This window comes from Fulvivirga marina (genome assembly GCF_016775155.1).
GTDB lineage: Bacteria > Bacteroidota > Bacteroidia > Cytophagales > Cyclobacteriaceae > Fulvivirga > Fulvivirga marina.
The window spans coordinates 76,575-99,630 of sequence record NZ_JAEUGD010000003.1; the positions used below are offsets into that span (position 1 = coordinate 76,575).

General features: G+C 39.4%; 23 protein-coding genes and 1 riboswitch. Of the genes, 4 read left to right on the plus strand and 19 right to left on the minus strand.

The genetic code is table 11. From position 1 onward, the window contains the following. Nucleotides 1–32 precede the first annotated feature (32 nt). Together JMN32_RS01615 and JMN32_RS01620 are read left to right on the plus strand one after the other, a co-directional pair. Complete coding sequence (locus tag JMN32_RS01615) at nt 33–1,424, plus strand: M28 family peptidase (RefSeq protein WP_202854532.1); 1,392 nt, start codon at nt 33–35, stop codon at nt 1,422–1,424. Next, nucleotides 1,411–2,391 (plus strand): NAD(P)H-dependent flavin oxidoreductase, encoded by a 981-nt coding sequence (locus JMN32_RS01620; protein ID WP_202854533.1) that lies wholly within the window; start codon nt 1,411–1,413, stop codon nt 2,389–2,391. Before JMN32_RS01615 ends, JMN32_RS01620 begins: the two co-directional genes overlap by 14 nt. Nucleotides 2,392–3,057: 666 nt before the next feature. Here JMN32_RS01620 and JMN32_RS01625 read toward each other — a convergent pair. Both JMN32_RS01625 and JMN32_RS27670 read right to left on the minus strand, forming a co-directional pair. Continuing rightward, nucleotides 3,058–3,285, minus strand: a complete 228-nt coding sequence (locus tag JMN32_RS01625) for a hypothetical protein (protein WP_202854534.1) — start codon at nt 3,283–3,285, stop codon at nt 3,058–3,060. Beyond that, nucleotides 3,224–3,529 (minus strand): WD40 repeat domain-containing protein, encoded by a 306-nt coding sequence (locus tag JMN32_RS27670; protein ID WP_202854568.1) that lies wholly within the window; start codon nt 3,527–3,529, stop codon nt 3,224–3,226. The genes JMN32_RS01625 and JMN32_RS27670 overlap by 62 nt, the downstream gene beginning before the upstream one ends. Before the next feature lie 192 nt (nt 3,530–3,721). On the opposite strand from JMN32_RS27670, the gene JMN32_RS01635 reads away from it, so the two are divergent. Continuing rightward, nucleotides 3,722–4,996 (plus strand): Nramp family divalent metal transporter, encoded by a 1,275-nt coding sequence (locus tag JMN32_RS01635; RefSeq protein WP_202854535.1) that lies wholly within the window; start codon nt 3,722–3,724, stop codon nt 4,994–4,996. Here JMN32_RS01635 and JMN32_RS01640 read toward each other — a convergent pair. From JMN32_RS01640 to JMN32_RS01680, 9 genes are all read right to left on the minus strand, one after another. Next, a complete protein-coding gene (locus JMN32_RS01640) occupies nt 4,993–5,730 on the minus strand; it encodes a DUF6503 family protein (RefSeq protein ID WP_202854536.1) in 738 nt (245 codons plus the stop codon). The two genes, JMN32_RS01635 and JMN32_RS01640, sit on opposite strands and share 4 nt — an antisense overlap. Before the next feature lie 12 nt (nt 5,731–5,742). Continuing rightward, nucleotides 5,743–6,903: a formimidoylglutamase gene (locus JMN32_RS01645; protein ID WP_202854537.1), complete on the minus strand. Its 1,161-nt coding sequence runs from the start codon at nt 6,901–6,903 to the stop codon at nt 5,743–5,745. Nucleotides 6,904–7,069: 166 nt separating this feature from the next. After that, complete coding sequence (nqrF, locus tag JMN32_RS01650; RefSeq protein WP_202854538.1) at nt 7,070–8,374, minus strand: NADH:ubiquinone reductase (Na(+)-transporting) subunit F; 1,305 nt, start codon at nt 8,372–8,374, stop codon at nt 7,070–7,072. Between the two features lie 670 nt (nt 8,375–9,044). Beyond that, nucleotides 9,045–10,253, minus strand: a complete 1,209-nt coding sequence (locus tag JMN32_RS01655; protein WP_202854539.1) for a homoserine dehydrogenase — start codon at nt 10,251–10,253, stop codon at nt 9,045–9,047. After that, nucleotides 10,250–11,317, minus strand: coding sequence for a homoserine O-acetyltransferase family protein (locus tag JMN32_RS01660; protein ID WP_317191748.1), 1,068 nt, complete (start codon nt 11,315–11,317; stop codon nt 10,250–10,252). The genes JMN32_RS01655 and JMN32_RS01660 overlap by 4 nt, the downstream gene beginning before the upstream one ends. Further along, on the minus strand, nt 11,280–12,611 hold the full coding sequence (locus tag JMN32_RS01665; RefSeq protein ID WP_202854541.1) for an O-acetylhomoserine aminocarboxypropyltransferase/cysteine synthase family protein: 1,332 nt from the start codon (nt 12,609–12,611) through the stop codon (nt 11,280–11,282). The genes JMN32_RS01660 and JMN32_RS01665 overlap by 38 nt, the downstream gene beginning before the upstream one ends. A gap of 328 nt (nt 12,612–12,939) precedes the next feature. Further along, nucleotides 12,940–13,047, minus strand: a riboswitch (SAM riboswitch). Between the two features lie 105 nt (nt 13,048–13,152). Further along, complete coding sequence (locus JMN32_RS01670) at nt 13,153–14,112, minus strand: helix-turn-helix transcriptional regulator (protein ID WP_202854542.1); 960 nt, start codon at nt 14,110–14,112, stop codon at nt 13,153–13,155. Next, nucleotides 14,109–14,540, minus strand: coding sequence for an SRPBCC domain-containing protein (locus JMN32_RS01675; protein ID WP_202854543.1), 432 nt, complete (start codon nt 14,538–14,540; stop codon nt 14,109–14,111). The genes JMN32_RS01670 and JMN32_RS01675 overlap by 4 nt, the downstream gene beginning before the upstream one ends. Beyond that, nucleotides 14,527–15,708, minus strand: a complete 1,182-nt coding sequence (locus JMN32_RS01680; RefSeq protein WP_202854544.1) for a lipoprotein N-acyltransferase Lnb domain-containing protein — start codon at nt 15,706–15,708, stop codon at nt 14,527–14,529. Before JMN32_RS01680 ends, JMN32_RS01675 begins: the two co-directional genes overlap by 14 nt. Before the next feature lie 209 nt (nt 15,709–15,917). On the opposite strand from JMN32_RS01680, the gene JMN32_RS01685 reads away from it, so the two are divergent. Beyond that, nucleotides 15,918–16,940: an SPASM domain-containing protein gene (locus JMN32_RS01685; protein WP_202854545.1), complete on the plus strand. Its 1,023-nt coding sequence runs from the start codon at nt 15,918–15,920 to the stop codon at nt 16,938–16,940. Here JMN32_RS01685 and JMN32_RS01690 read toward each other — a convergent pair. From JMN32_RS01690 to JMN32_RS01725, 8 genes are all read right to left on the minus strand, one after another. After that, a complete protein-coding gene (locus JMN32_RS01690) occupies nt 16,937–17,089 on the minus strand; it encodes a FeoB-associated Cys-rich membrane protein (protein WP_202854546.1) in 153 nt (50 codons plus the stop codon). The genes JMN32_RS01685 and JMN32_RS01690 overlap by 4 nt on opposite strands. A 60-nt stretch (nt 17,090–17,149) precedes the next feature. Continuing rightward, nucleotides 17,150–17,947, minus strand: a complete 798-nt coding sequence (locus tag JMN32_RS01695; protein ID WP_202854547.1) for an inositol monophosphatase family protein — start codon at nt 17,945–17,947, stop codon at nt 17,150–17,152. Beyond that, entirely contained in the window at nt 17,944–18,720 is a 777-nt protein-coding gene (locus JMN32_RS01700) for a hypothetical protein (RefSeq protein WP_202854548.1), read from the minus strand. Before JMN32_RS01700 ends, JMN32_RS01695 begins: the two co-directional genes overlap by 4 nt. Beyond that, nucleotides 18,707–19,387, minus strand: a complete 681-nt coding sequence (rsmI, locus tag JMN32_RS01705) for a 16S rRNA (cytidine(1402)-2'-O)-methyltransferase (RefSeq protein WP_202854549.1) — start codon at nt 19,385–19,387, stop codon at nt 18,707–18,709. Before rsmI ends, JMN32_RS01700 begins: the two co-directional genes overlap by 14 nt. 29 nt (nt 19,388–19,416) lie before the next feature. Next, nucleotides 19,417–19,647, minus strand: a complete 231-nt coding sequence (locus tag JMN32_RS01710; protein ID WP_202854550.1) for a 4a-hydroxytetrahydrobiopterin dehydratase — start codon at nt 19,645–19,647, stop codon at nt 19,417–19,419. A gap of 98 nt (nt 19,648–19,745) precedes the next feature. Continuing rightward, nucleotides 19,746–20,468 (minus strand): class I SAM-dependent methyltransferase, encoded by a 723-nt coding sequence (locus JMN32_RS01715; protein ID WP_202854551.1) that lies wholly within the window; start codon nt 20,466–20,468, stop codon nt 19,746–19,748. Between the two features lie 36 nt (nt 20,469–20,504). Continuing rightward, entirely contained in the window at nt 20,505–20,768 is a 264-nt protein-coding gene (locus tag JMN32_RS01720) for a DUF493 family protein (protein WP_202854552.1), read from the minus strand. Between the two features lie 112 nt (nt 20,769–20,880). Continuing rightward, nucleotides 20,881–22,968 carry a peptidylprolyl isomerase gene (locus JMN32_RS01725; RefSeq protein ID WP_202854553.1) on the minus strand — a complete coding sequence of 696 codons (2,088 nt, stop codon included), beginning with the start codon at nt 22,966–22,968 and terminating at the stop codon, nt 20,881–20,883. Nucleotides 22,969–23,056: the final 88 nt, after the last annotated feature.

Genomic DNA, 23,056 nt, shown 5'->3' on the forward strand with positions numbered 1-23,056 from the left:
ATTGAGAGATTTAATAAAACCTAACCACATTGATGAGAAGATTGTATTTGCTGCTCTTTCTTGGAGTAATAATTCTGTTCCCTTTTAAAGTATTCAGCCAGTCAGATGGTGATATGCTGAAAAATATATTTGATGACGCACTGACCAATGGGCACTCGTATGAGATGTTAGATTATCTGAGTAATAAAATTGGAGGTCGTTTGAGTGGGTCTCCCGAAGCTGCCGCCGCTGTAGAGTGGAGCCGGCAAAAGATGACTCAATTGGGATTTGATACAGTGTTTTTACAGGAGGTAATGGTGCCTCACTGGGTAAGGGGAAAAAAAGAAGTTGTTAGAGTCATTAATTCCGAAAGATATGGTGCTTTTGAGCTTGCCGCTTGTGCACTTGGCAATTCAGTAGGTACCGGTGATCAGGGTATAGTTGCCAATATTCTAGAAGTTGATGGTATAGAGGCTCTTAAAAAACTTGGTAAGAAGAATGTAGAGGGAAAGGTCGTTTTTTTTAACCGCCCCATGGATCCAACACATATAAGTACGTTTGAAGCCTATAGTGGTGCGGTCGATCAGAGAGTTTATGGAGCATCAGAAGCTGCAAGTCTGGGAGCACTTGCGGTTGTAGTACGGTCCATGGCATCCAATGATGATGATATCCCACATACTGGAACCTTGATATATAAAGATGGAGTAAAACAAATTCCAGCATTTGCCATAAGTACTAATTCTGCTAATTTGCTAAGCAAGAGTATAAAATCTCAGGCTGGTTTAAAACTGTATATTGAGGCTCATTGCGAAATGTTGCCTGATGTGTTGTCATACAATGTTATTGGGGAAATACGAGGTTTGGAGAACCCTGATGAATATATTGTAGTGGGTGGACATTTGGACTCATGGGATCTTGGTGATGGAGCCCATGACGATGGTGCAGGGTGTGTTCAGGCCATTGAGACGCTGCGCATATTAAAAAATATTGGGTATAGGCCAAAACATTCTATACGGGCAGTGATGTTTATGAACGAAGAGAATGGTTTGAGAGGTGGTCTTAAATATGCGCAATGGGTCAAGGAAAACAATGAAAGGCATCATGCTGCCATTGAATCGGATAGGGGAGGCTTTACACCTAAAGGCTTTACTATGACGGGAAGTGAAGAAGCTTATAATCAACTTGTTGGTTGGAAGCCCTTGTTTGAACCCTATGGAATCTATGACTTTGGCCAGTCAGGAGGTGGTGCAGATATTGGACCTCTAGAGGAGCAAGGTACGGCGTTGTTTGGGTTTTTGCCCGATTCACAACGTTATTTTAATCTTCATCATACTACTGCAGATACATTTGATAAAATAGATAAAAGAGAGCTTGAGCTAGGAGCTGCCAGTATGGCGGCTTTGGTTTATTTAATAGATAAATACGGAATAAATGGAAAAAATTGATACGGAGTTGACCAGGATGCTAAATATTAAGTATCCTATTATTATGGCTCCCATGTTTTTGGTTTCTAATGCCGCGATGACCATTGAAGCAGTTAAAGCAGGGATTACGGGAACTATTCCTGCACTTAATTATCGTACAGATAAAGAATTCAGGAAGGCACTTACAGAAATAAAGGAATCAGTAGGTGGGCCGTTTGGTATAAACCTAATTGTTAACAAGTCCAATTACCGTCTTGAAGAACAACTTAAGACATGCGTTGAATATGAAGTCGATTTTATTATCACCTCATTGGGAAGTCCCCGCAAAGTGATAGAGGCTTGTCGTAAAAAGGGGATAAAGGTTTTTTGTGATGTAACAGAAGAAACATACGCTAAAAAGGTTGAGGACCTTGGGGCTGATGCTTTAATAGCTGTTAATTCCGGAGCAGGAGGTCATGCAGGTCCTATGCCTGCTGATGAGTTAATCCCTCTTTTGAAAGCAACCTGTAATATTCCGGTGATTTCTGCTGGTGGTGTGGCCACTGGTCAGGAGTTGCTCAATGTACTTGCGCTTGACGCATGCGGAGTTTCTATGGGTAGCCCTTTTATAGCGTCAGAGGAAGCGGGTGTGTCGCAGGAGTATAAACAGGCTATAGTTGATTATGGAGCCAAAGATATAATAATGACAGATAGATTATCAGGAACACCATGTACGGTAATCAATACTCCGTATGTTCAGGAAATTGGCACTAAGCAGAACTGGTTGGAATCGATATTAAACAAGAATAAAGGCCTAAAGAAGTATGCCAAGATGTTAACCTTCTATAAAGGAATGAAATCCCTGGAAAAGGCAGCCTTTAGTGCTACATATAAGACGCTTTGGTGTGCGGGACCTTCTATTGAGCATGTTCATGCTATTCGTCCCGTGAGCGAGATTGTAAAGACTCTCATAGAGGAGTATAGAGCACTGTCTGAAGAGGTTTCCTGAAATATTAATTTTGGTAGGACAAACGAAAAGGGAGCATAGCTCCCTTTTCTGGTTTACAGGTCAAGCATGATCATTTGATCAGTTGATCCTTGGGGTTTAGGTTGAAGAAGAATATACTACTTGTACTATTCTTTCAACTGCGCAATATCTAAAATTTAATTCTAAAAATAAAATGTTTTCCCTTACTAAACTTACTTTACAGTCTATAATACAATACATTATTTTAAGATGAATATAAGATTAATAAATGTGTTCAGACTTTTATGTTTTTCAGCTCTATATTTAAGGGAAGGTTAATAACCTGACAAAATATTACCTTCTCCATTGAGGTAAGAATCATCAAGGATGATGGTTTATATATCAAAGTACTGATAGTGTGCTTTATTAGGTGCGCACTTGTCAGATGATTACAGAAAATATTCAATCAAAGGGGTGTTAGACTACACAGTTTTAATACTCAAATGTCTGTTTTTGCTGAAAATCTTACATGAAAATTTGATACTCTTTTTCGATTGCGCATATTATTTTTTTCTAATCTATGTTTCTCCATGGTTTTCTTACTGCAATAGTAGCGCGGCTCTTCTTAAAATAGGGCAATTTATTTGTGTTTGCATCTGTGGCATGAGAGCCCAGATATACGGCTTTAACATGAATAGTACTTCTCTCTTAATCCTCTGAAAATAGGCTAATTGGAAAATCGTTGCCATGTACAAAACCTGTTGGGTATTGAGCCTGTCCCCCGTATTGATCGTTTAATTCTGGAACTCGTTCTTCCATAAATATCTTTAGCTCATTTACAGTGATTTTGTTACCCCCCGAATCTGCCTTTCCATTAAGTGGCTGTGGATATCTGCTTGCCTGTTTCAAGGTCGATGATGAGTATGTAATTTTCATTTTCGCTATTGACAGGATACCCACTAACAGCCAGCATCTTTCCATCGGGAGAAATGGGCGAAGCATGGAACATGCCTTCCGGGCCATTGCCAATTTCACTTTCGAATTTATTGATTAACTGAGCAGTTTTGGAACTCCAAATCCTAATAGTTTTGTCTTCTGATACCGAAATTATTTTTTCACCATCAGGAGAAAATGAGAAATTACTTATTTCCCCGGAATGACCCTTAGTATTGAGTGCTATTCATGGAGCTGTTTGCGCTATGGATTCTGATACGGATGAGATAATTAAAGCAGCCAGTAAGAATGTTTGTCTGATGAGTACACTCATAAATGTGAAATTAAGATGTGGAGTTCGCTGAGCCTAACAAGTTAAAGTAGCTAAATTTTAGTACTTTAAAATGATGAATAATAACCTCTAAAATGCTTTCGAAGAATGAAATCAGTGAAATCCAGATTACTTAGTATTTTATTTTGGTCCGTAATCTCAGCTGCTTTTATAGGTCCGGGTACACTAACTTCCGCTTCTTCTGCTGGGGCATCGTTTGGGTTCCAATTGGTCTGGGCACTTGTTTTTGCAACTGTTGCATGTATTGTGCTTCAGGAAATGGCAGCCAGGATTACTATTGCTACTGGTAGTGAAATTGGCCAGACATTAAAGCAACTCAATGGTGGGGTGGCTAAGCTTGTGTACTTTATAACCTTCGGAGTTATTCTTGGCTGTGCTGCTTATGAGGCAGGGAATATTCTTGGAGCTATAGAAGGGATAAGGCTGTTGATAGATGTTGATAAGCAAGTTTTAACTTTAGTAATAGGCTTGATCTGTGGTATGTTACTTTGGTGGGGTACTGTGAAAATATTGGCTAATATCTTAGGAATGGTTGTAGCAATCATGGGAATAGCGTTTATATATGTTGCCCTTGAAGTTGAAGTCGATAAGGCAGAAATAGTCCGGGGGCTGATACCAACTATCCCCGATGGCTCAGAATGGTTGGTTTTGGGATTAATTGGGACAACCATAGTGCCGTATAACCTCTTTTTGGGGTCAGGCCTTAGCAAAGGACAGGCTATTGGTACTATGCGGTTTGGGCTTAGTGTTTCGATTGTACTTGGAGGGTTGGTTTCAATAGCCATACTTGTTGCAGGTGCCCAGATCAATGGTGAGATGTCATTTTACAACCTTGCTTTGGTAATGGGGGAGAAGCTAGGCTCCTGGGCTAAGATGATGCTGGCATTTGGTCTTTTTGCAGCAGGTTTCACATCCTCTATTACCGCACCTTTAGCAGCCGGTATTTTGGCGAAAAGCGTTGTGCCGCATAAAGGTCGTGCTATTTATAAATGGGTATGGCTCGTTGTGCTGATTACGGGGTTAGGGTTTGGTATTGCTGAGGTAAAGCCTATTCCCATCATTATTGCAGCTCAAGCTATGAACGGTATGATTTTGCCAGTGGTGGCATTGCTTTTAATTGTTCAAGCTAATAATGCAAAACTCATGGGTAACTACATAAATAGCATGCCCTTAAATATTCTTGCTATATTTATTCTGGACTTCGTGCTGATCATTGGGGTGAACAACATCTTTAAGGCTGTTTATTCTGCACTGGGGCAGGAGTTAACCAATGACCTGTCAAGGCTGACTGTTATGCAGTTGATTGCTATGCCTGTGATACTTTTTACAGTAATGAAGATTGTAAGATCACGACAGCGTTAAAGTTTATTAACCTTTATGTTTTCCAGTTCAATTCTTGACAATTCTTCAAGCTGACCCGCAGAGAACGCGTCATCAAGCTTTTCTAGGTCCAATTGTACATCTGGTTTTGGTCGGTAATTAATGTAATCTGCAAAACTGATGCCTTCGACAGTCCTTTTATTGAAAGCTTCCCTGAAGCGGAACCCTCCCCCATCCGTGTAATATTGGTAAGCAAGGTAGTCTACTTTATAATTTTCCTTATCAACCCAATAGATAAATTGATCTTCAAAATCCTTTCCACCACCGTTTTTATTAAAAGTAACCTTGATTTTATGGTACTCTTTTTCTTTGATTTTATGAGAGCCTAAGTATGTTTTGTTTACTGCTGGATCATTTAGTCCTTTTGGAAGTAGGGCAAAGTATATGACTGAATTGACGGAGTTTGAATATTTGACAGCCATGGAATCTGGGATGTCAGCTTTTTTGCCATTTGTTTCCCTGTAGAAGCCATTGTTGTTAAGTACATCCCTGTATAGATTTGCCGAGTCTTTAAATAGGCGGACATACTCATAGTTACCATCATTTATTTTTGCTCCGTATTCTCTTCCTCTGAATGTAAATTCTATTTCGACATTATTATAATTGTTTCCTCCTGCCAATTCAATGGTTTTATTGACAATAAGGTTAGGATCTTCAGTTTTTGGGGAACAATTGAATAGTAGTAGGCCAGAGGCCAAAAGGATTAGGTTTTTCATAATACAAGCGTCTTATATCAGTTTAGCATGGGTATTGATATATCTTTCAGGTAGTTCACCTTTGGTGGCTTCCTGATAATCTGAATACGAGCATGGGATGATACAGTTGCGTGCATACTTTTCTTTTCCATGAGGGTAGGGCACTTCCATCCACCACTTTTCACTTAACTTACTTTTGTAAAAACATAGTGTTTCAGGATCAGAAGGCATAGAAACCACAAATTTGAGATAATCATTGTTTTTAAAGTTCTGATCATTTTTACGGTGATAGTATCCTTCTATAAAATACCAGATCATGGTAGCTACTACAGAGGCTGTTTTTTTAAGATCATCATCATGCTCTGGGTTGTACTCATAAAAGCCTGCGGAGCTTAGCTTTTCATTTAATCCTGCATACCAGCAAATTTGACAGGCCTCTTCACCTGTAAGGCCAAAGGGCTGAGCATTAGCTGTGCCGGGAGCATCACTTGACTTGATAGAAGTCACATCAAAAGATAGCATATCAGCATTACGTATAATTGGCTCCATCTCCTTAATGTTGGATCTTAAATGGCCAATGCGGTATGCTTCGAAGTATAGCTTTTCAAGAATATTGATAGCATTTTGGTCAATGAGATAGCTTTGATAGGCCAAGTGGCTATAGTTAAATAGATAGTTAGGTTCATGTAGCAGGATTTTGTGAATGTGCTGCAAGTGGGGTGGCTGGCTTACGCCTTCTTCCATATCCAAAAAAGCATCCACATTAAGCAGACTTATTAACTTATCCATTCCTTCGTAAGCCTGAAACTGGCCATAATCGAGGTCATGTGATCCTCCGATTAGTAATGGAAGTACATTATTTTCTATTAAAATCTGACAGACCTCTTTGATGCGGCCATAAGTTTCTTCCAGGTCAACACCATTACGAAGTGTACCCATATCAACTATCTTATAGGGGCCATATCCTTTTTTAAGGTTGTAAAGTTTTTTCCTTATTTCCAGAGCTGCTGATGCTGTACCTTTGTTGATCACCGTTCCACGCTCTTCATTGATGCCTACAATGGCTATGTCGGCATCTCGATAATCGGGCATACGTTCGGTATTGACCTTGATGTTTTTGTAAAAGCTATTGGAGTGTCTGATATGTAAAAAGTGCTCTTCATCCAAAGGAGAGAAAAATATTTTAAGGTCCATAGAGTCAGTATATTTTAAATAAAAATACGCTTTTGCTGCTATAATAAAAAAGCAGGATAGAGATTTTGAAATTATGCTTTGTTACATGGCTGAAAGAGCGATGCTATACAAACTTGTGTATAAAAAAAGCCCTAAAGGGTTTCTTTAGGGCTTTATATGTTTCGGTTTAGCCTCCGAAGTCGTCAAATCTGATGTTTTCAGGAGGGATACCCATTTCGTCTAACATCTTCAGTACTGCAGCGTTCATCAATGGAGGTCCGCATAGGTAGTACTCTACTTCTTCCGGCTCCGGGTGATCTTTCAGATAGTTATCGTAGAGTGCCTGGTGAATAAACCCAAGATATCCATCGCCTTCTTTATCATCCAGGCTTTTCTTTACTTTCCAGTTGTCAGTATCTAAAGGTTCAGAAAGTGCTATGTTAAACTGGAAGTTTGGGAACTCGTCTTCAATTTTTCTGAAGTGATTAGTGTAGAAAAGTTCTTTTTTAGAGCGTCCACCATACCAGTATGATACTTTTCTATCTGTTTTTAAGGTATGGAAAAGGTGGAAGACTTGGGCTCTCAAAGGAGCCATACCTGCACCACCACCGATGTATATCATTTCTCTATCAGTATAGTTTATGGCAAACTCACCATATGGACCTGAAATAGTAACTTTATCTCCGGGCTTTCTTGAGAATACATAAGAAGAGCAGATGCCAGGATTTACATCCATGAACTTACCTGCATCTCTATCCCAAGGAGGAGTCGCAATTCTGATGTTAAGCATCACAATGTTTCCTTCCGCCGGGTGGTTGGCCATAGAATAAGCTCTGAAGATCTCTTCATCATTTTTCATCACCAGATCCCACATTTTGAAGTTATCCCAGTCCTTTTGAAATACATCATCAGGGTGTCCAAGCTCCGGTTTAGGAGTTATGTCCATGTCAGCAAATTTCACTTCGATAACAGGTACGTCGATCTGTACATAACCACCTGCTTCAAACTCCAAAGTTTCTCCTTCTGGCAGTTTCATAACGAATTCCTTAATGAAGGTAGAAACGTTGTAGTTGGATACCACTTCACAATCCCACTTCTTAATACCGAAGATTTCTTCCGGTATTCTAATCTGCATATCTTGCTTTACTTTTACCTGACAAGACAGCCTTACGTTTTCTTTCTGCTCAGTTCTGCTCAGGTGACCAACTTCTGTCGGTAATACGTCTCCTCCACCATCTTCAACTACGCATTTGCACATGGCGCAAGTACCACCACCACCACAGGCAGAAGGTAAGAATATCTTCTGAGCAGATAAGGTAGAAAGTAACGTTGAACCGGCAGTAGTTACAATAGGGTTGCCCGAATCACCATTTATAGTAATTTTAACAGGTCCCGATTGCACCAACTTTGACTGTGCAAAGAGCAATATGAAAACCAGTATGAGGATGATTATTGTAAATGCTACAATAGATGTTATGATAACTGTACTCATTGAAATTGAATAGTTTCTTCAATAAAATTTTGACCCTTGAAAAAGGACTACAAATATATTTAGGAAATGTTTAAAACTATAATCTATGGTACTAAATTTTGGTTCAATTTAACGTTGACCCAAATAACTTATCATTAAGTAAATACTTCAATTTAGACTTGTTAATGAAGCTTTTGAAGCCAGCAGTAAGCATAGTGTGGGTTTATACTACAATTCTTAGTGATACTTTTTTCCAAAGAAGTCAAAATGACCAAGTTCTTTTGTTACCGTAAGAGGTCTTTATGTGATAGAAGCAAACTTTTCTTTTAATTCTGCATTGTCTCTAAATACTCTTAAGGAGAGAGTCCCACATTGTCATCATTCTTTGGCTACTTTGGTAAGTATATTTTGCTTCTCACCCTAAAAGGGGTATTATAATGCAGAGGGACCCGTGCTGTTAGTGCTATAATGAGCACTGATGGGCCTGTTGATCTATTGAAATTTGTCAGGAACAACAGGTGGCCATCCGCAGCATCAATATGAAAAGTCAGTTTGTTTAAATTGGTCTCAGTGACCATATATATTCTTCAGTCTTGTTAAGAGCTGATTTGGGGAAATCGTAACATAGTTGCTCAATGCTAGAATCTCTTTTATTAAGTACACCTATTTTGCCAAAACAAAAAGAGATAAATCAATTGGCATATGAATAAGTCATGTTTGGTATTTCAATCTCTGTCTGATTGCCGGATGTAAATATTGCATTTACTCTATCAGAGCCGTTTAAAAGTTGCTGAAGCGTACCCAGGTTAATTTTTCCTATAATATACCCATGATCAGACCCTGTATAGCTCTCTGAGATACTTCTAAAGGCATTTTTGTCTATATCATCAATACCATTAAAACTTAAATATACCTCTGCTGTCTGGGAATCTCCTGAAGTAAAATCAGTTGACTTGTAGCGATAGGTATAATCTTGTGTTAGTGCAATTACGTCCGATAGTACCGCAAGGCCGGTGGGTAAACTCCCTGCACCTTTTCCTATCATGGTTTGGTTATTGGCGTATTTTCCATTGATCAACACACAGTTAAATTCATTTTCAACATGATACAAAGGGTTATGCTCATCGATAAAGTGTGGTGCTACTAGAGTTGAGAGTACTTTGCCATCGAAATTGGCCTTAGCCAGCAGTTTAATTTTCAGGTTTCGCTCTTTAGCAAAAGCTATGTCTCTTTCTGTAATGTTTTGGATGCCCCAGTTAAATATCTTTTCTGGATGCTGGCGAAGCCCAAAGGCATGCTGAAGTATAATGCTCAGTTTAAATTTGGGATCAAAGCCGCCTACATCAAGAGTTGGGTCAGTTTCAGCAAAACCATTGACCTGAGCTTCATGAAGTGCTTCTTCATATGATTTTCCTTCCTGAAAGAGCTTGGTTAGTATGTAGTTTGAGGATCCATTAAAAATGCCTTTGATCTCTTCAATATGCTCAGAAGAGTAGTAATCCTCCAGGTTTCGAATAATGGGAATGCTACCACACACTGCCCCTTCATAAAGCAGTGGAGTATTGTGTTGTTTTTGTAATTCAATAAGCTCGTCGAGGTTTTCGGCCACCATCTTTTTGTTTGCAGAAACTACTGCTTTACCTTTTTTTAAAGCGGCTCTTACAATTTCGAGGGCTGCCGTGGCATCGTCAATTAGCTCTACAATGATGTTTATATTTTCATTATTGAGAATCTCAGTGGCATCATAAGTGATTTTATCGGTGTCAATGCTTCTTTCCTTTTCTTTTCTTTTAACACATACTTTGACTATTTCAGCATCTGTATCATTTTCTGAAAGAGTTTTATATAGCCCTTGGCCAACACACCCGAAACCAAAAAGCCCTATTTTATATTTACTCATTTTGTTTTTTTGTTTAAAAGTGTTTGAATCTGTTTAGTAATGGCCTTTGCTTCGATTAAAAAGCCATCATGTCCATACAAAGAGTCTATTAGGCCAAACTCGGCTCCTTTTATGTTTTTTGCTATAAATTTTTGCTCTGCGTACGGGAAAAGGATGTCTGTTCTTATTCCTAACACCAATGTTTTGGCTATGACAGACTTCAATGCATGTCGTACTGATTTTTTACCTCTTCCGATGTTGTGGCTGTCCATCGCTTTGCTCAGATACCAATAAGAGAGCGCTGTGAACCTGTTACTAAGTTTTTGGCCTTGGTAGTACTGATAACTACTGGCCTTAAAGTCATCAACCTTATCCTCAAAGTCTGTCTGCGTTTTTCTGTAAGTATTTTGATTTCTGTAGGATAACATGGCCATCGCTCTGGCTGCTTGTAGCCCTTTTTCTCCTGCACCTTCATAACTGTATTGGTAAGTTGGGTCAGCTTCAATGGCCATACGTTGAGCGGTATTGAAAGCAATGCCCCAGGCAGAGTGACGGGCATTGGTAGCAATAACACATATTGATTCGAACAAATCCACATCCGTTGACGCCCATTCGAGCAATTGCTGGCCACCCATAGAACCGCCAATACCTAACAGAATTTTATTGATGCCAAGGTGGTCTTTTAGTATGCGATGAGCATTAACCATATCTTTTACCGTGATCAATGGAAAATTTGCTCCATATTTTTCACCTGTTCGAGGGTCAATACTATCAGGGCCTGTAGTGCCATAGCATGAGCCCAACATATTGGCACAAACTATAAAATACTTGTTGGGATCAATAAAATAACCCTTTCCAACTACTCCTGGCCACCATTCAACAGGATCAGCATTAGCAGTAAGTGCATGAAATACCCAAACTACATTATCTTTTTGTGGAGACAATGTTCCATAGGAGGTATAGCTTATCTCAAGTTCAGGGAGTGTGTCACCACACTCCAGACTGAATCCTTGATTAAACTTTAGGGATTTCAAATTATCTTGCTGATCAGACGCCTGCTGATACTGCGGTTTCAACTTTGTCAAAGGCATTTTTTAAGTCTTCTTTAATGTCATCTATATGTTCTATCCCCAGCGATATTCTGAGAAGGTTTGGCAATACTCCAGAGGCAAGCTGTTCTTCGTCAGTGAGTTGCTGATGTGTAGTTGCTGAAGGCTGTATGATCAGCGTTTTTGCATCACCAACATTGGCCAAGTGACTTACCAGTTTCAGGTTGTCTACAAATGTTGTTGCTTCTTCTTTACCCCCTTTGATTACAAAAGTGAGTACACCACCAAAACCATTTTTCAGGTACTTTTTGGCTAGGGTGTGGTAGGCGCTGCTTTCCAGCCCCGGGTAGTTTACTGACTCTACCTGAGGGTGGTTTTCTAGCCACTTGGCTAATTCCAGAGCGTTGTCAACGGTACGTTGTACTCTTAGTGATAATGTTTCAAGACCTTGTAATAAAAGGAACGAGTTGAATGGGCTCAGTGCTGGCCCGAAGTCGCGCAATCCTTCTACTCTAGCTCTTATAGCAAAAGCAACATTGGGGAGGCCCAGCGGGTTATTGAAGCCAAAAGTTTCCCAGAAATTAAGCCCATGGTACCCTTCGGAAGGCTCAGTAAACTGAGGGAACTTGCCATTACCCCAATTATAGTTTCCGCTATCAATGATGACACCTCCAATGGAAGTTCCATGCCCTCCTATCCACTTGGTAGCAGAGGCGGTAACTATGGCTGCACCATGCTCTATGGGCCTAAATAAATAACCGGCCGCGCCAAAAGTATTATCTACGATCAAGGGGATGTCATGTTTTTTTGCTAGTGCTGCAATAGCATGGAAATCAGGGATGTTGAAGCCAGGGTTGCCAATTGTTTCCAGGTAAATAGCTTTGGTTTTATTGTCAATCAGCTTTTCAAAGTGCTCTGCCTTATCACTTTCAGCAAAACGGGTTTCAATGCCAATCCTCTTAAAAGCTACTTTGAATTGATTATAAGTGCCACCATAAAGAAATGATGATGAAACAAAATTGTCCCCAACTGAAAGAATATTGTTTAAGGCTATGAATTGAGCAGCCTGCCCTGAACCAACTGCCAAGGCTGCTACACCACCCTCTAGTGCTGCGATGCGTTTCTCAAACACATCCGTGGTAGGATTCATTATTCTGGTATAAATATTTCCAAATTCTTTTAGTGCAAATAGGTTTGCACCATGTTCGGAATTTTTAAAGGTATAAGAGGTGGTTTGATATAAAGGAACAGCTCTTGAGCGTGTAGATGCCTCAACATCTTCATATCCTGCGTGTAGCTGTAGTGTTTCAAATTTCAATGACTTGGACATAGTTATGTTGTTTTAATCTTTTAGAACTTGAGAAAATTTTTGGGGTAAGTTGCTCTGAGTATAAATTACGCCTTTGTCAAAGTTGATCTGGCCTGGTAAATGAATCGAATGTATATGAGATTCCTATCCCAGCTTATTTCAGGGCAGGTGTTGTTTCGTTAAAGGCGGGAAAAGCCTAATAACAACAACAGCAACAACAACACATGTCGTTGCTGAATAAAGAAATGATATAATCAGTCAGCGATTCAATTGATCGTTGAAAAATCGCTAGAAGACCTGTTTGATGTTGGATTGATCTTTTCATTTTTCATCAATTTATATTCTCCCGTATTCGTCACCTGACGAGCATTCCTGGGATCAGGATGTAGCACCTTGGCTTGGTTACCAGGTTGCTAGCGTTTCTCAGAGCCTGTCTCTCCACGCTTCTCTATAAATCGATTTCTCAAAAGAGAGCATCGAATTGATCTTACAAACGTAGTGAGCGTTTGCAATGTTTCCAAATCATTTTGTGAAATTTTTATCTAAAACGGTTACTTTCAGGCTATTTTGACCCATAATGATGTTCAAAAGTTTCTTTGGCAAGCATTTGAACCTCTTCTTTCAGCGTGTCAGGACTAATTATTGATACCTCTGAGCCAAACATGAGTAGCCAGCGAGCCAGCCCTTTGAAACTTGATGTCATAAAGGTGAGCTCTACACCTTCGTTTACATCCTTTTCCTCAGTAAGTCCGAAATAATACTTCTGTTCTCCAAGATATCGGGATATCCTCTTCGATACAATTATCCGGGACTCCTGCATGTCCGTTCCCTGCATAAATGTCTTGAGGTGCTCTTGGTAAGATTGATGTTTTTCAGGGTCATAAAGCTCATCCAGTACACGAAGTTTTATGATCCTGTCGGTACGGAAATCCCTGAGGTCCTGTCTCATTCTGCAAAAGCCAATCATATGCCAATGGGATCCATAGTAACATAAACCTAATGGCTCTACCTGTCGGGTGGTGTATTGACCATTATAATTTGAAAAATACTCGAAGGAGAGTACTTTTTTAAGAGCTAATGATGATTGTATATCGGCTAAAAAGTGATCTGGGAATTGCTCTGCAGCAATGTTCGGTCGTTGTAAGACTTCAATATTCTGCTCAAGGTTTTCAAGGTAATCCTTTTCCTGCATTTTCAGAACAGCTTTGATTTTGAACATTGCTTCTTCAAAGTGTAGCTGTATGGATTTGTCAGTATGCTTTTCAGCTAACTTGGAAGCCATCAGGATTGCTCCAGCTTCTTCTTTGGTAAAACTAACAGGAGGCAAGTTGTACCCTTCCATAAGGAAATAGCCTTTTCCCGCTTCGGCGCCTATAGGAACCCCAGCTTCTTCTAGAGCTCGAATGTCACGGTATACTGTTCTGAGGCTGATTTCAAACCGGTCAGCAATATGCTGGGCTGTAACCACTTTTTTGCTTTGCAATTGAATGAGAATAGCCGATAACCTGTCAATACGATTCATTTTTCAGCAAGGTCTTTTATCTTGGCATTCATTGCCTTAAATCCTGCCCGCGTTTTTGTATCCAAACTCTTCCATAGTAGAGGTACAAGTAAACCACTAAATTCTTCCCGTTGTATGAGAATACATTTATTATTGCCCAGTTCCTCTATTTCAAAAACATGATGTCCATCAAAAATACCTCGCATAAATAGACTCCCCAGCCATCCAAATTGTTTGTTTCTTTTAAATAGTGTAACCTGAGGTTTGAATACCATCGGTTTAGAGCCAGGAGGCTGTATGGAAACTCTTAAACGCTCTCTGACTTTGGGTTTGCCTATTATACTAATAATAAAAGGGTTCCACTCTGGGTAGGCTTTGAAGTCCATTAAAACATTCCAAATCTTTTCAGGAGAAGAGGCTATTTCTATGGATGTTTTAAGCTGTTTCATTTTCGGAGAGGTGTCTTTGTATATAAAATGCTCTTAGCCCAAGCAAGACAGCCAAAGGGACAAGTGCATAATTTATTTGCTGAGGTAAGAATGCCCAACTTAATAACGATAAAAGGCATATTATGCTTATGGCACCGAAATACTTTTTTAAGAATGTAGGTTTTTTTCGCATAAAGAGTAAAAGTGCTATTGGGAAGTGAAAAGGCACAGCCCATAATAGGTTAAGATTGCGTGCTGCTGCGTTATGGTCGGTGGCCAACCATAATAAAAGTAGTAGCCACCCTATCAAGCCAGTTGAAGAAAACAACAACACATCGAAACCGACATACAGTTTATTCTTCTTATATCCGAAATAGGTGATGATTACCCCTATTATCAGCAGTATAGCCATTATTATGAATGGAGTAATAGTTGAGGCCTGGTCCTGCTCAGGGGTAGAGTCATAGGTTACTATTGTCTTTTTTACAAGAGGAAGTTTTTTTCCATTGCGTGTGATTGTAGCATGGTTAAACCCACTTTCTATGTAGTCAGGTAGAAACATATATTCATAAGGGGTAGCTACTTTATCCATAGGTAAGCCAAGACAAACATCTATACCAATATCGCCCCAGGGTTGCTGTTTCAAATAAAGGTCGGTAAGTTCTCTGATTGAATAATTGGTGCCAATATATGAGCCATCAAACTGTATACTATCTTCAAAAGTTTTGACTAATGCGTCCCTAACCCTGGTAGCACAGTTGTCATAGAAGTAGTCATAAAGGTAATATTGGTTTTCAGGCAAAGCATTCCATTGAAGAAAGTCAAAAAGCTTCTGTTTTTGTTTGTGAGAAAGGTTTAATACCTGCTCGTGAATGTAACGGTTATAGTAAATGTAGTAATCTCTGAATCTGCGGTATTCGGTTACACCGAGTTTGTAATTCAAATGGCCACGGGCAAAGTTGAGGTAGAAATTTGGCTGATCGAAATCAAAAACTCCGTAATTGTATAAGATGTCGTATCCATTTGTGTGATCTTTTACTCTGATGGCGCTATGCCCAAAAGCAGAGTAAAGTTCGCCCTGATATGGACCGCAGGTAAGGATATGAATATCTGCATCCTTCGAAAGCTTAAGATTTTGGGAATTGCTGATTAATGGTAAGAGTATAAATAATAACCAGATATTTTTCATGTGCTGTTTATGTCAATCAATTAACATATTAGTTCGATGCTAAATTAATCTCGAGACTCATTTTAGTTTTGTGAATATACTACGAAAGAAATAAGAGAGGGTTAAGGATATGTATATTTATTGATTTAATGAAATACCGGAAATAATTCTAATGAAATTGATACATATGCAAAATTCTATTGGTTTACTTTTTGTCTATCTTTAAACACATGAACAGGAATGTTGCTGACGGGTTGAATTTTGTATCAAAGCTTACGGTGAATAGGGCGTGGAATGCTAGCCGTGTAGTATTTAGCTATATATATTCCAGGCTTACCGGAAATCCGAAAATAGTCGGATTGCCCATAAGTATTTCATTTGAACCTACTACTTCTTGTAATCTACGTTGCCCCGAATGTCCTAGCGGACTTAGGTCTTTCAGTCGACCTACTGGTATGCTTCAGGAAAGGCTTTTTAAAGAAATAATAGATGAACTGGAAGATACTCTCATGTATTTACTTTTTTATTTTCAGGGTGAGCCTTTCTTACATACAAAATTTCTTGACATGGTTCAGTATGCCTCTGAGAAGAATATTTATACAGCAACTTCAACCAATGCTCATTATCTAACTGATGATGTAGCCAGGAAAACAGTTGAGTCTGGTCTCGATAGGTTGATTGTGTCTATTGATGGTACTACTCAGGAAACCTACCAGTCTTACAGGGTGGGAGGCAAGCTGGATAAGGTTATTGAAGGCACTAAAAATATTATTAAATGGAAGAAAGCTCTGAAATCACGAACACCTCATGTGGTTTTTCAGTTTTTGGTGGTTAAACCCAATGAACATCAGATCGAGGAGGTAAAGGCATTGGCAAAACGCTTGGAAGTTGATGAGGTGGGGTTGAAAACGGCTCAGATATATGAGTATGAGCATGGTTCCAAGCTTATTCCAACAATAGATAAGTATTCGAGATATAGAAAGAAAGCTGATGGCACTTATGCAATTAAGAGCAAGCTTTTAAATCATTGCTGGAAGATGTGGCATTCATGTGTCATTACCTGGGATGGTAAAGTGGTACCTTGCTGTTTTGATAAAGATGCACATCATGAAATGGGACAGCTACAAGAGACAAGCTTTACAGAGTTATGGAATAGCCCTACTTATAATAGCTTCAGGAAGGCTTTGGTTAAATCCAGAAGTAAAATTGAAATGTGTCGAAATTGTACTGAAGGAACAAAAGTGTGGGCTTAGTGCTCTTTGGCTTTCTTTAGGTGGCTAACGGGTGAGTCACATCCACAATTTTTGGAGCACCCGGAATCAGACTTGGTTTGCTTGTACAGCATATTACCTAAATAGCCCAGGGCTCCCAAAAACAATATGATTATAATGGTTTCTTGCATACTATTATGGTTAACGAAAAGTTACGAATTTCGTTTTGCCAATTTAGAATAAAGGAATTGTTAATGTTCATGCCAGTGATTAGCTATTACCTTGAGCATTTCCTGATGAGTATATCCTGAAGCAACAATTTCTCCTCCAAAAAGAAAGTTCTCTCCACCTTTAAAATCAGTAACTTTTCCTCCGGCTTCCTGTACTATAAGGGTGCCGGCAGCAACATCCCAGGGTTTGAGATTGTATTCAAAGAAACCTTCAAAGCGACCACATGCAGTATAGGCAAGGTCTACTGCGGCACTCCCAAGCCGTCTGAGGCCGTGTGTTTTCTGCATGAAATTATTCAGGATATCCAAATATTGTGACATCAGGCCAAAATCATAGTAGGGAAAGCCTGTGGCTATAAGACTTTGCCCCAGTTCTTTTACTTCAGAAATACTGATTTGCTCTTCGTTGCAGTATGCTTTGCCTCCTTTTATGGCGTAAAAGCATTCGTCTTTATTGATTTCATAAATAATGCCTAATACAATTTTGTCATGTTGCATCAGGGCCAGACTAATAGCGAATACGGGAAGCCCATGGGTGAAATTAGTTGTTCCGTCCAAAGGGTCAATGATCCAGTTGTACTCGTCTTTTCTGGTTGAAGCAGTGCCTTCCTCTGTTATAAAACCTGCTTCAGGAAGTATCTGACTACAACCAGCGACAAGCTTTTCTTCCGCCTGTTTATCGACATAAGATACAAGGTCATTGAAGCCTTTATGCTCAATGTCTGTCTTCTTAAAGTTTTTGCTTTCTTCCCTTATAAACTGCCCTACTTCAAGGGTTAACTTTTTGGTAGACTCAAGTACTTGCTTCAGGTCACTCATTTGTTTACTTCCTTTTTAACAAAACTATATAATATCAGTAGTATTGAAACCCAAACCGCCGTTTTTCCTATGTATTCACCATCTCCGGATATTTGTTTTGCGGAAAGGAACTTATCATTTAAAAGGTCGGCTTGAGTTATGGCGGCAGTGTCTGGGCTTAAGAGTGTTGGAATAACGATAATGGCTATCACAAAGGCTAATGTTGGCCAACTGATATTCCCTCGAAGAGGAGATCTGTCCTTCAGCGTGCCGTTGAACAAGGTAATGTTACTTAACAATACCCAAAGGCTGACCCCCATGAAGCCCGTGTGTATATCCCAGGAGATGAATGCCTGGTGATTATTAAACACTGACCCCAACATGAATCTTGAGAATTGAGGGTGTGCCCGATATAATAAGAACTCTATTGCTAACCAATATATAGATATAGTGAAAAAACCCAGTCTGTTCTTAGCGTGTTTGTTAGTAAAGCTGAAAATAATAAATGCGCCAGTAATGGCCATAGCATATGCAATGGGAAGAAGCCACTGGATAAGGTGTGTATTGGAAGAGGAGCCATTCCAAATTAAAAATGTAGTTAGCAGGATAACAAATACCTTAAGTAGTAGTAGCTCCTTAGGGGAGGCCTCTTTTTGTTGATTAAAGAGCAATGCATAAAGTGGTACTAGCCCAATGAAGATCAGGAATGAGAATGCAGGGGTTATTTTGGCCAGCCCAAGCAAGGTCACTGCAGAAATGATAATGAGAGAGTCTCTTAGTTTATTTTTTTCCATCTATGACAATAACAATTTCACCTTTCACAGTACCTTTTCCGAAATGTTCCTTTAGCTCCACTAGTGAACCATTAACTGTTTCTTCATGAAGTTTTGTTAGTTCCCTGGATACCGAGGCTTGCCTGTCTTTGCCAAGGTGTTCTGCAAGCTGTTCCAGAGCTTTTACCAAACGGTGGGGTGATTCATATAAGATTATTGTCCGCTCTTCAGTGGATAGTATTTCAAGGCGGGTTTTCCTACCCTTTTTGTGAGGGAGAAACCCTTCAAATACAAACTTGTCTGAAGGGAGGCCTGATTTTACCAAGGCAGGTACAAATGCAGTTGCTCCTGGGAGACATTCAAGTTTTATGCCTGCTTTAAGGCACTCTCTTACCAGTAAAAAACCCGGGTCAGAAATTGAGGGAGTTCCTGCATCAGTTATGAGAGCCATTCGCTCTCCCTTGTTTAATCTGTCAACCAGCTGAGACACGGTTTTATGCTCGTTAAAAATATGGTAACTCTGAAGCGGACGGGATATCTCATACTTTTTAAGCAGCTTACTAGAGGTGCGGGTATCCTCCGCAAGTATAACATCAGCTGCTTTGAGTACATTGATAGCCCTGATGGTGATATCTTCAAGGTTGCCTATTGGGGTGGGTACCAGATATAGTTGTGTTTCTTGTTCCAACGTAAGATAAAATTTACCTTATTTAAATTTTAGGCTAATTTATCAATTTCCTTTGCCAATTGATGATCTTTTTCTGTCACTTTATCGCCAGCATCGTGGGTGTTGAGTTCAAAGCTGACTTTGTTATATACATTTGACCAGTTGGGGTGGTGGTTCATTTTTTCTGCAACGATGGCTACTTTGGTCATGAAGCCGAATGCTTCTTTAAAATCTTTGAACTCGAAGGTTTTCTTTAATGCATTATTCTCTTCTTTCCACATAGCAATTAGTTTCTTTCGTTTTAAATTGGAGTTGGCGGACAGTTATGTCCGCATCAAGTTAACTCTTATTTTACAGATGTGCTTTAGAAAGTTAGAGATCAGATTCTTTTAGCTGAAATTATATATTGAAACTCCAGACTGGTATTGTCTATTTCAATTGATTTAAAGCCTGCCTTTTGTAGCTCTTCAGAGACCTTCTGACTTGTGATTTTTATATTTTCAGGTGGACCTACCGGCATTTGTCCAAGTTTATAGTCTACAATAATTAACCTGGAGTTGTTTTTCAGTCCTCGCTTGATTTTTTGTAGATATTTAACTCTATCGGATAGAAAGTGATAAGTATTAACGAGTATGGCAATGTGTACTTCATCTTTATTTAGTAAGGGGTCGTCTTCCAGAGATAGTCGTGTTTCTATTCGTTCCTCAGGAATGATGTGTTGCAATTCAGGTTTTCTGTCTTCAATATAGTTTAGAAACCTCTCATCAATATCAATAGCAATGACATGGGCACCTTTTCCGGCCAGCCTGAAGGTGAAATAACCTGTACCTGCACCAATGTCGGCAATTACTTTGTCATTAACATCTCCAAGCTTGTCTATAATGAGTGAAGGGTTTTGCCATTCACTTCTTTCTGGGTCTTCGTAATCCTTAACTAAGTTTTGAAAACTGTTCATATCAAAAGTGTCCCTCTCACTGCCACTTTGCGTGTTAGCTGATAAAGTGTCTTTCAAAACTTCTGCTTTGATATTATTTTCAATGCGTTTCTCGGGCTTGCATGAAAAAAGAGCAAAAAGCAGGGCAAAAAGGGTTAAGCTTCTCAATGTGAAAAAGACGGTTTGGGATACTTTTTACTAAATTTACAGGGCTATTATGCCCTCAACTTTATTAGCCTCAATATAATATTCAATAACCTTATCGCTGGACTGTACCATAACCTCAGCAGTAACGCTAATGTAGTTTCCATTACTTGAGGCCCTTTCCTTGGTAGTATGGTTACTAAATAGATTCTTGACCTCATCTACCTTGCCTTTAGGTACAATGAACTTGAAAGTGTAAAGGGCTGGCCAGTTATACTCCTTATCCAGCTTTTCCTTAAATGAGTTGATAGAGCTATCTTCCATAATTCCGTTAGGCTTAGTCAAACTAAGCTTTTGGTAGTGTTTCCTACATGCTTTAAAATAACAAAAGCGGAGATGAAAGTTCCCCGCTTTTGAAGTAATCTCTTAAAAGAGATTAATAAAATTTATATCGCTGATCTTCTATTTCAGCATATTCTTTAATAGCCTCGGTAATTCCAAAGCTGGTTCTATTTTTAGCGTTTTGCTGTAGTTGATTCTTGTATGCAGAGTAATCAGCAACTTCAGGAGCATTTGTTATGTTCTGCATTTCAATGATCAATACACCATTTTCAGATGCGAAAGGTTCTGTCTTCTGTCCTTTTTCCAATGAGAATGCTCTTCCTACGGCCTGAGGGTCATAGCCTACATTTGGTAAAGAATTTACATTCAGTTTCAGGTCACTTGAAGAGTATACGTTAGCATCTGAACCATATTCAGAAGCCATTTGCTCTAATGACCCTGAAAGTCCTTTTAGCTTAGTAATGATTTGCTCTCCTTTTAACTCATTTTTAACGCGTGCAGTAACTTCTGTTTTAACCTCTTCAAGTGGTTGGTGCCCTTTTTCTGTCTCATCAGTCATTACAGCAACAGCATACTGATCATCTAGTTCGAATACTTCAGAAATATCTCCTTTAGAAGCATCTCTGAATAACCACTGAATAATCTGACGAGCCTCACCTAAGACGCCGATTCTTCTATCATTTTTCTTAAGCTTATCAGCAGTCATTACGTTTAGTGTATCTTCTTTTGCTAATTGAATGAAAGACTCCAGATTGCTGCTGTTTGAAGAGAAGAGGTCAGCCTTTCTGAAGGCCTCATTTCTTGTTTCGTCTCCAGCAATAATGTTTCTTTCTATAGAAGCCACTTTGTAAGCTGTATTTGTTTTGGGCTCATCAACCCTGATAATGTGGTATCCGAATTCAGTTTTTACCAAATTGTTAACCAAACCGGCTTCGGTAGCGTTGAATACAGCATTTTCAAACTCTTCAACCATTCTTCCTGTTTGGAACCACCCAAGATCACCACCTCTGGAAGCTGTAGCGTCAGTTCCATGCTCTCTGGCCATAGCCTCAAAGCTAGCACCACCTTTAATTTCATTTAGTATTCCCTGAGCTTCTTCTCGGGCTTCATCATTATCACCTTTGATCAAAATGTGACTTGCTTTAGCGTAAGAGATTGTGTCCTGGAAAATTTCAGATATTTTGTATATCACATAACCGTTTGAAGTCAGGTATGGGCCACGAATATCTCCCTTGCTTAAGTTTCCTGCATTAGCTTTTAGTTGAGCAGGAAGTGTTCCTATATGATACTTGTTGAAGAATGAAGTAGCATCAGTATTGGCACCAGCATAAACAGAGTCTCTCTCTGTAGTTGAAAATTCCTTTTTGAGTTCTGCCATCTCTTCTTTCACATAAGATGTATCAGCCTTTGACGGTGTGATTGGGAAAGCTACATATTTCAGGCTTCTTGTGTGCTCTACCTTATACTCTTCTTTGTGCTCATTGTAGTAGTCTTTTAGTTGACTTTCTGTTACTGAAACAGCTGAATCCCCTATAGCATAATATGGCACATATAGGTATTTAACCTCAGCTACATTAGTTTGAGCTCCGTACTCTCTTTGAGCTTCGGCTGAAGTAACATAGCCTGTGCTAAGCAATAAGTTTTCATACTTCAATCGCTCTCTGGCTGGTTTTAGATTACTTTTGATCATGAACCAGTAATTTTGATATACAGGAGCCTGATTTTCGTAGTTATTCAGGAAGTTAAGGAATAGCTGCCTGTCAAACTCACCAGTTTCAGGGTTGGTGAAGAACCCCTTCACACTTGCGTCCTGGTTTTTACCCTGCATCATATCCCATACTTCATCACCAGTTACCTCAACACCTACTTCATCATACTGTTTGTTGAAAGCATACTTAGTTATTAATAGCTCCCATGCTTGCTGCCTGATAGTTGGTCTTTCACTTTCGGAAGGTTGCCTGTTATACTGAAGCTGGTAAAAGCCTTCGCGCTCCTTCACAAAATTCTGGAATTCCTGCAAAGAAATATCCTCTCCTGCGATTTCCCCTACCTGATTATCATTGTTAAAAAGTCCTGATCCGCTTCCGAGAAGATCAGCCAGAATGAAGGCGAATATGGCTACGGCTACGAAAGCCACCACAACCTTGCCCATCTTATTTCTTAGAGTGTTGATTAATGCCATGTCTTATATATACTCAAATTGCTTAGGTTCAAAGAGGCGCAAATTTAAACAGTATCCGACTAAAAACAAATTACCTGTCAAATTGCCG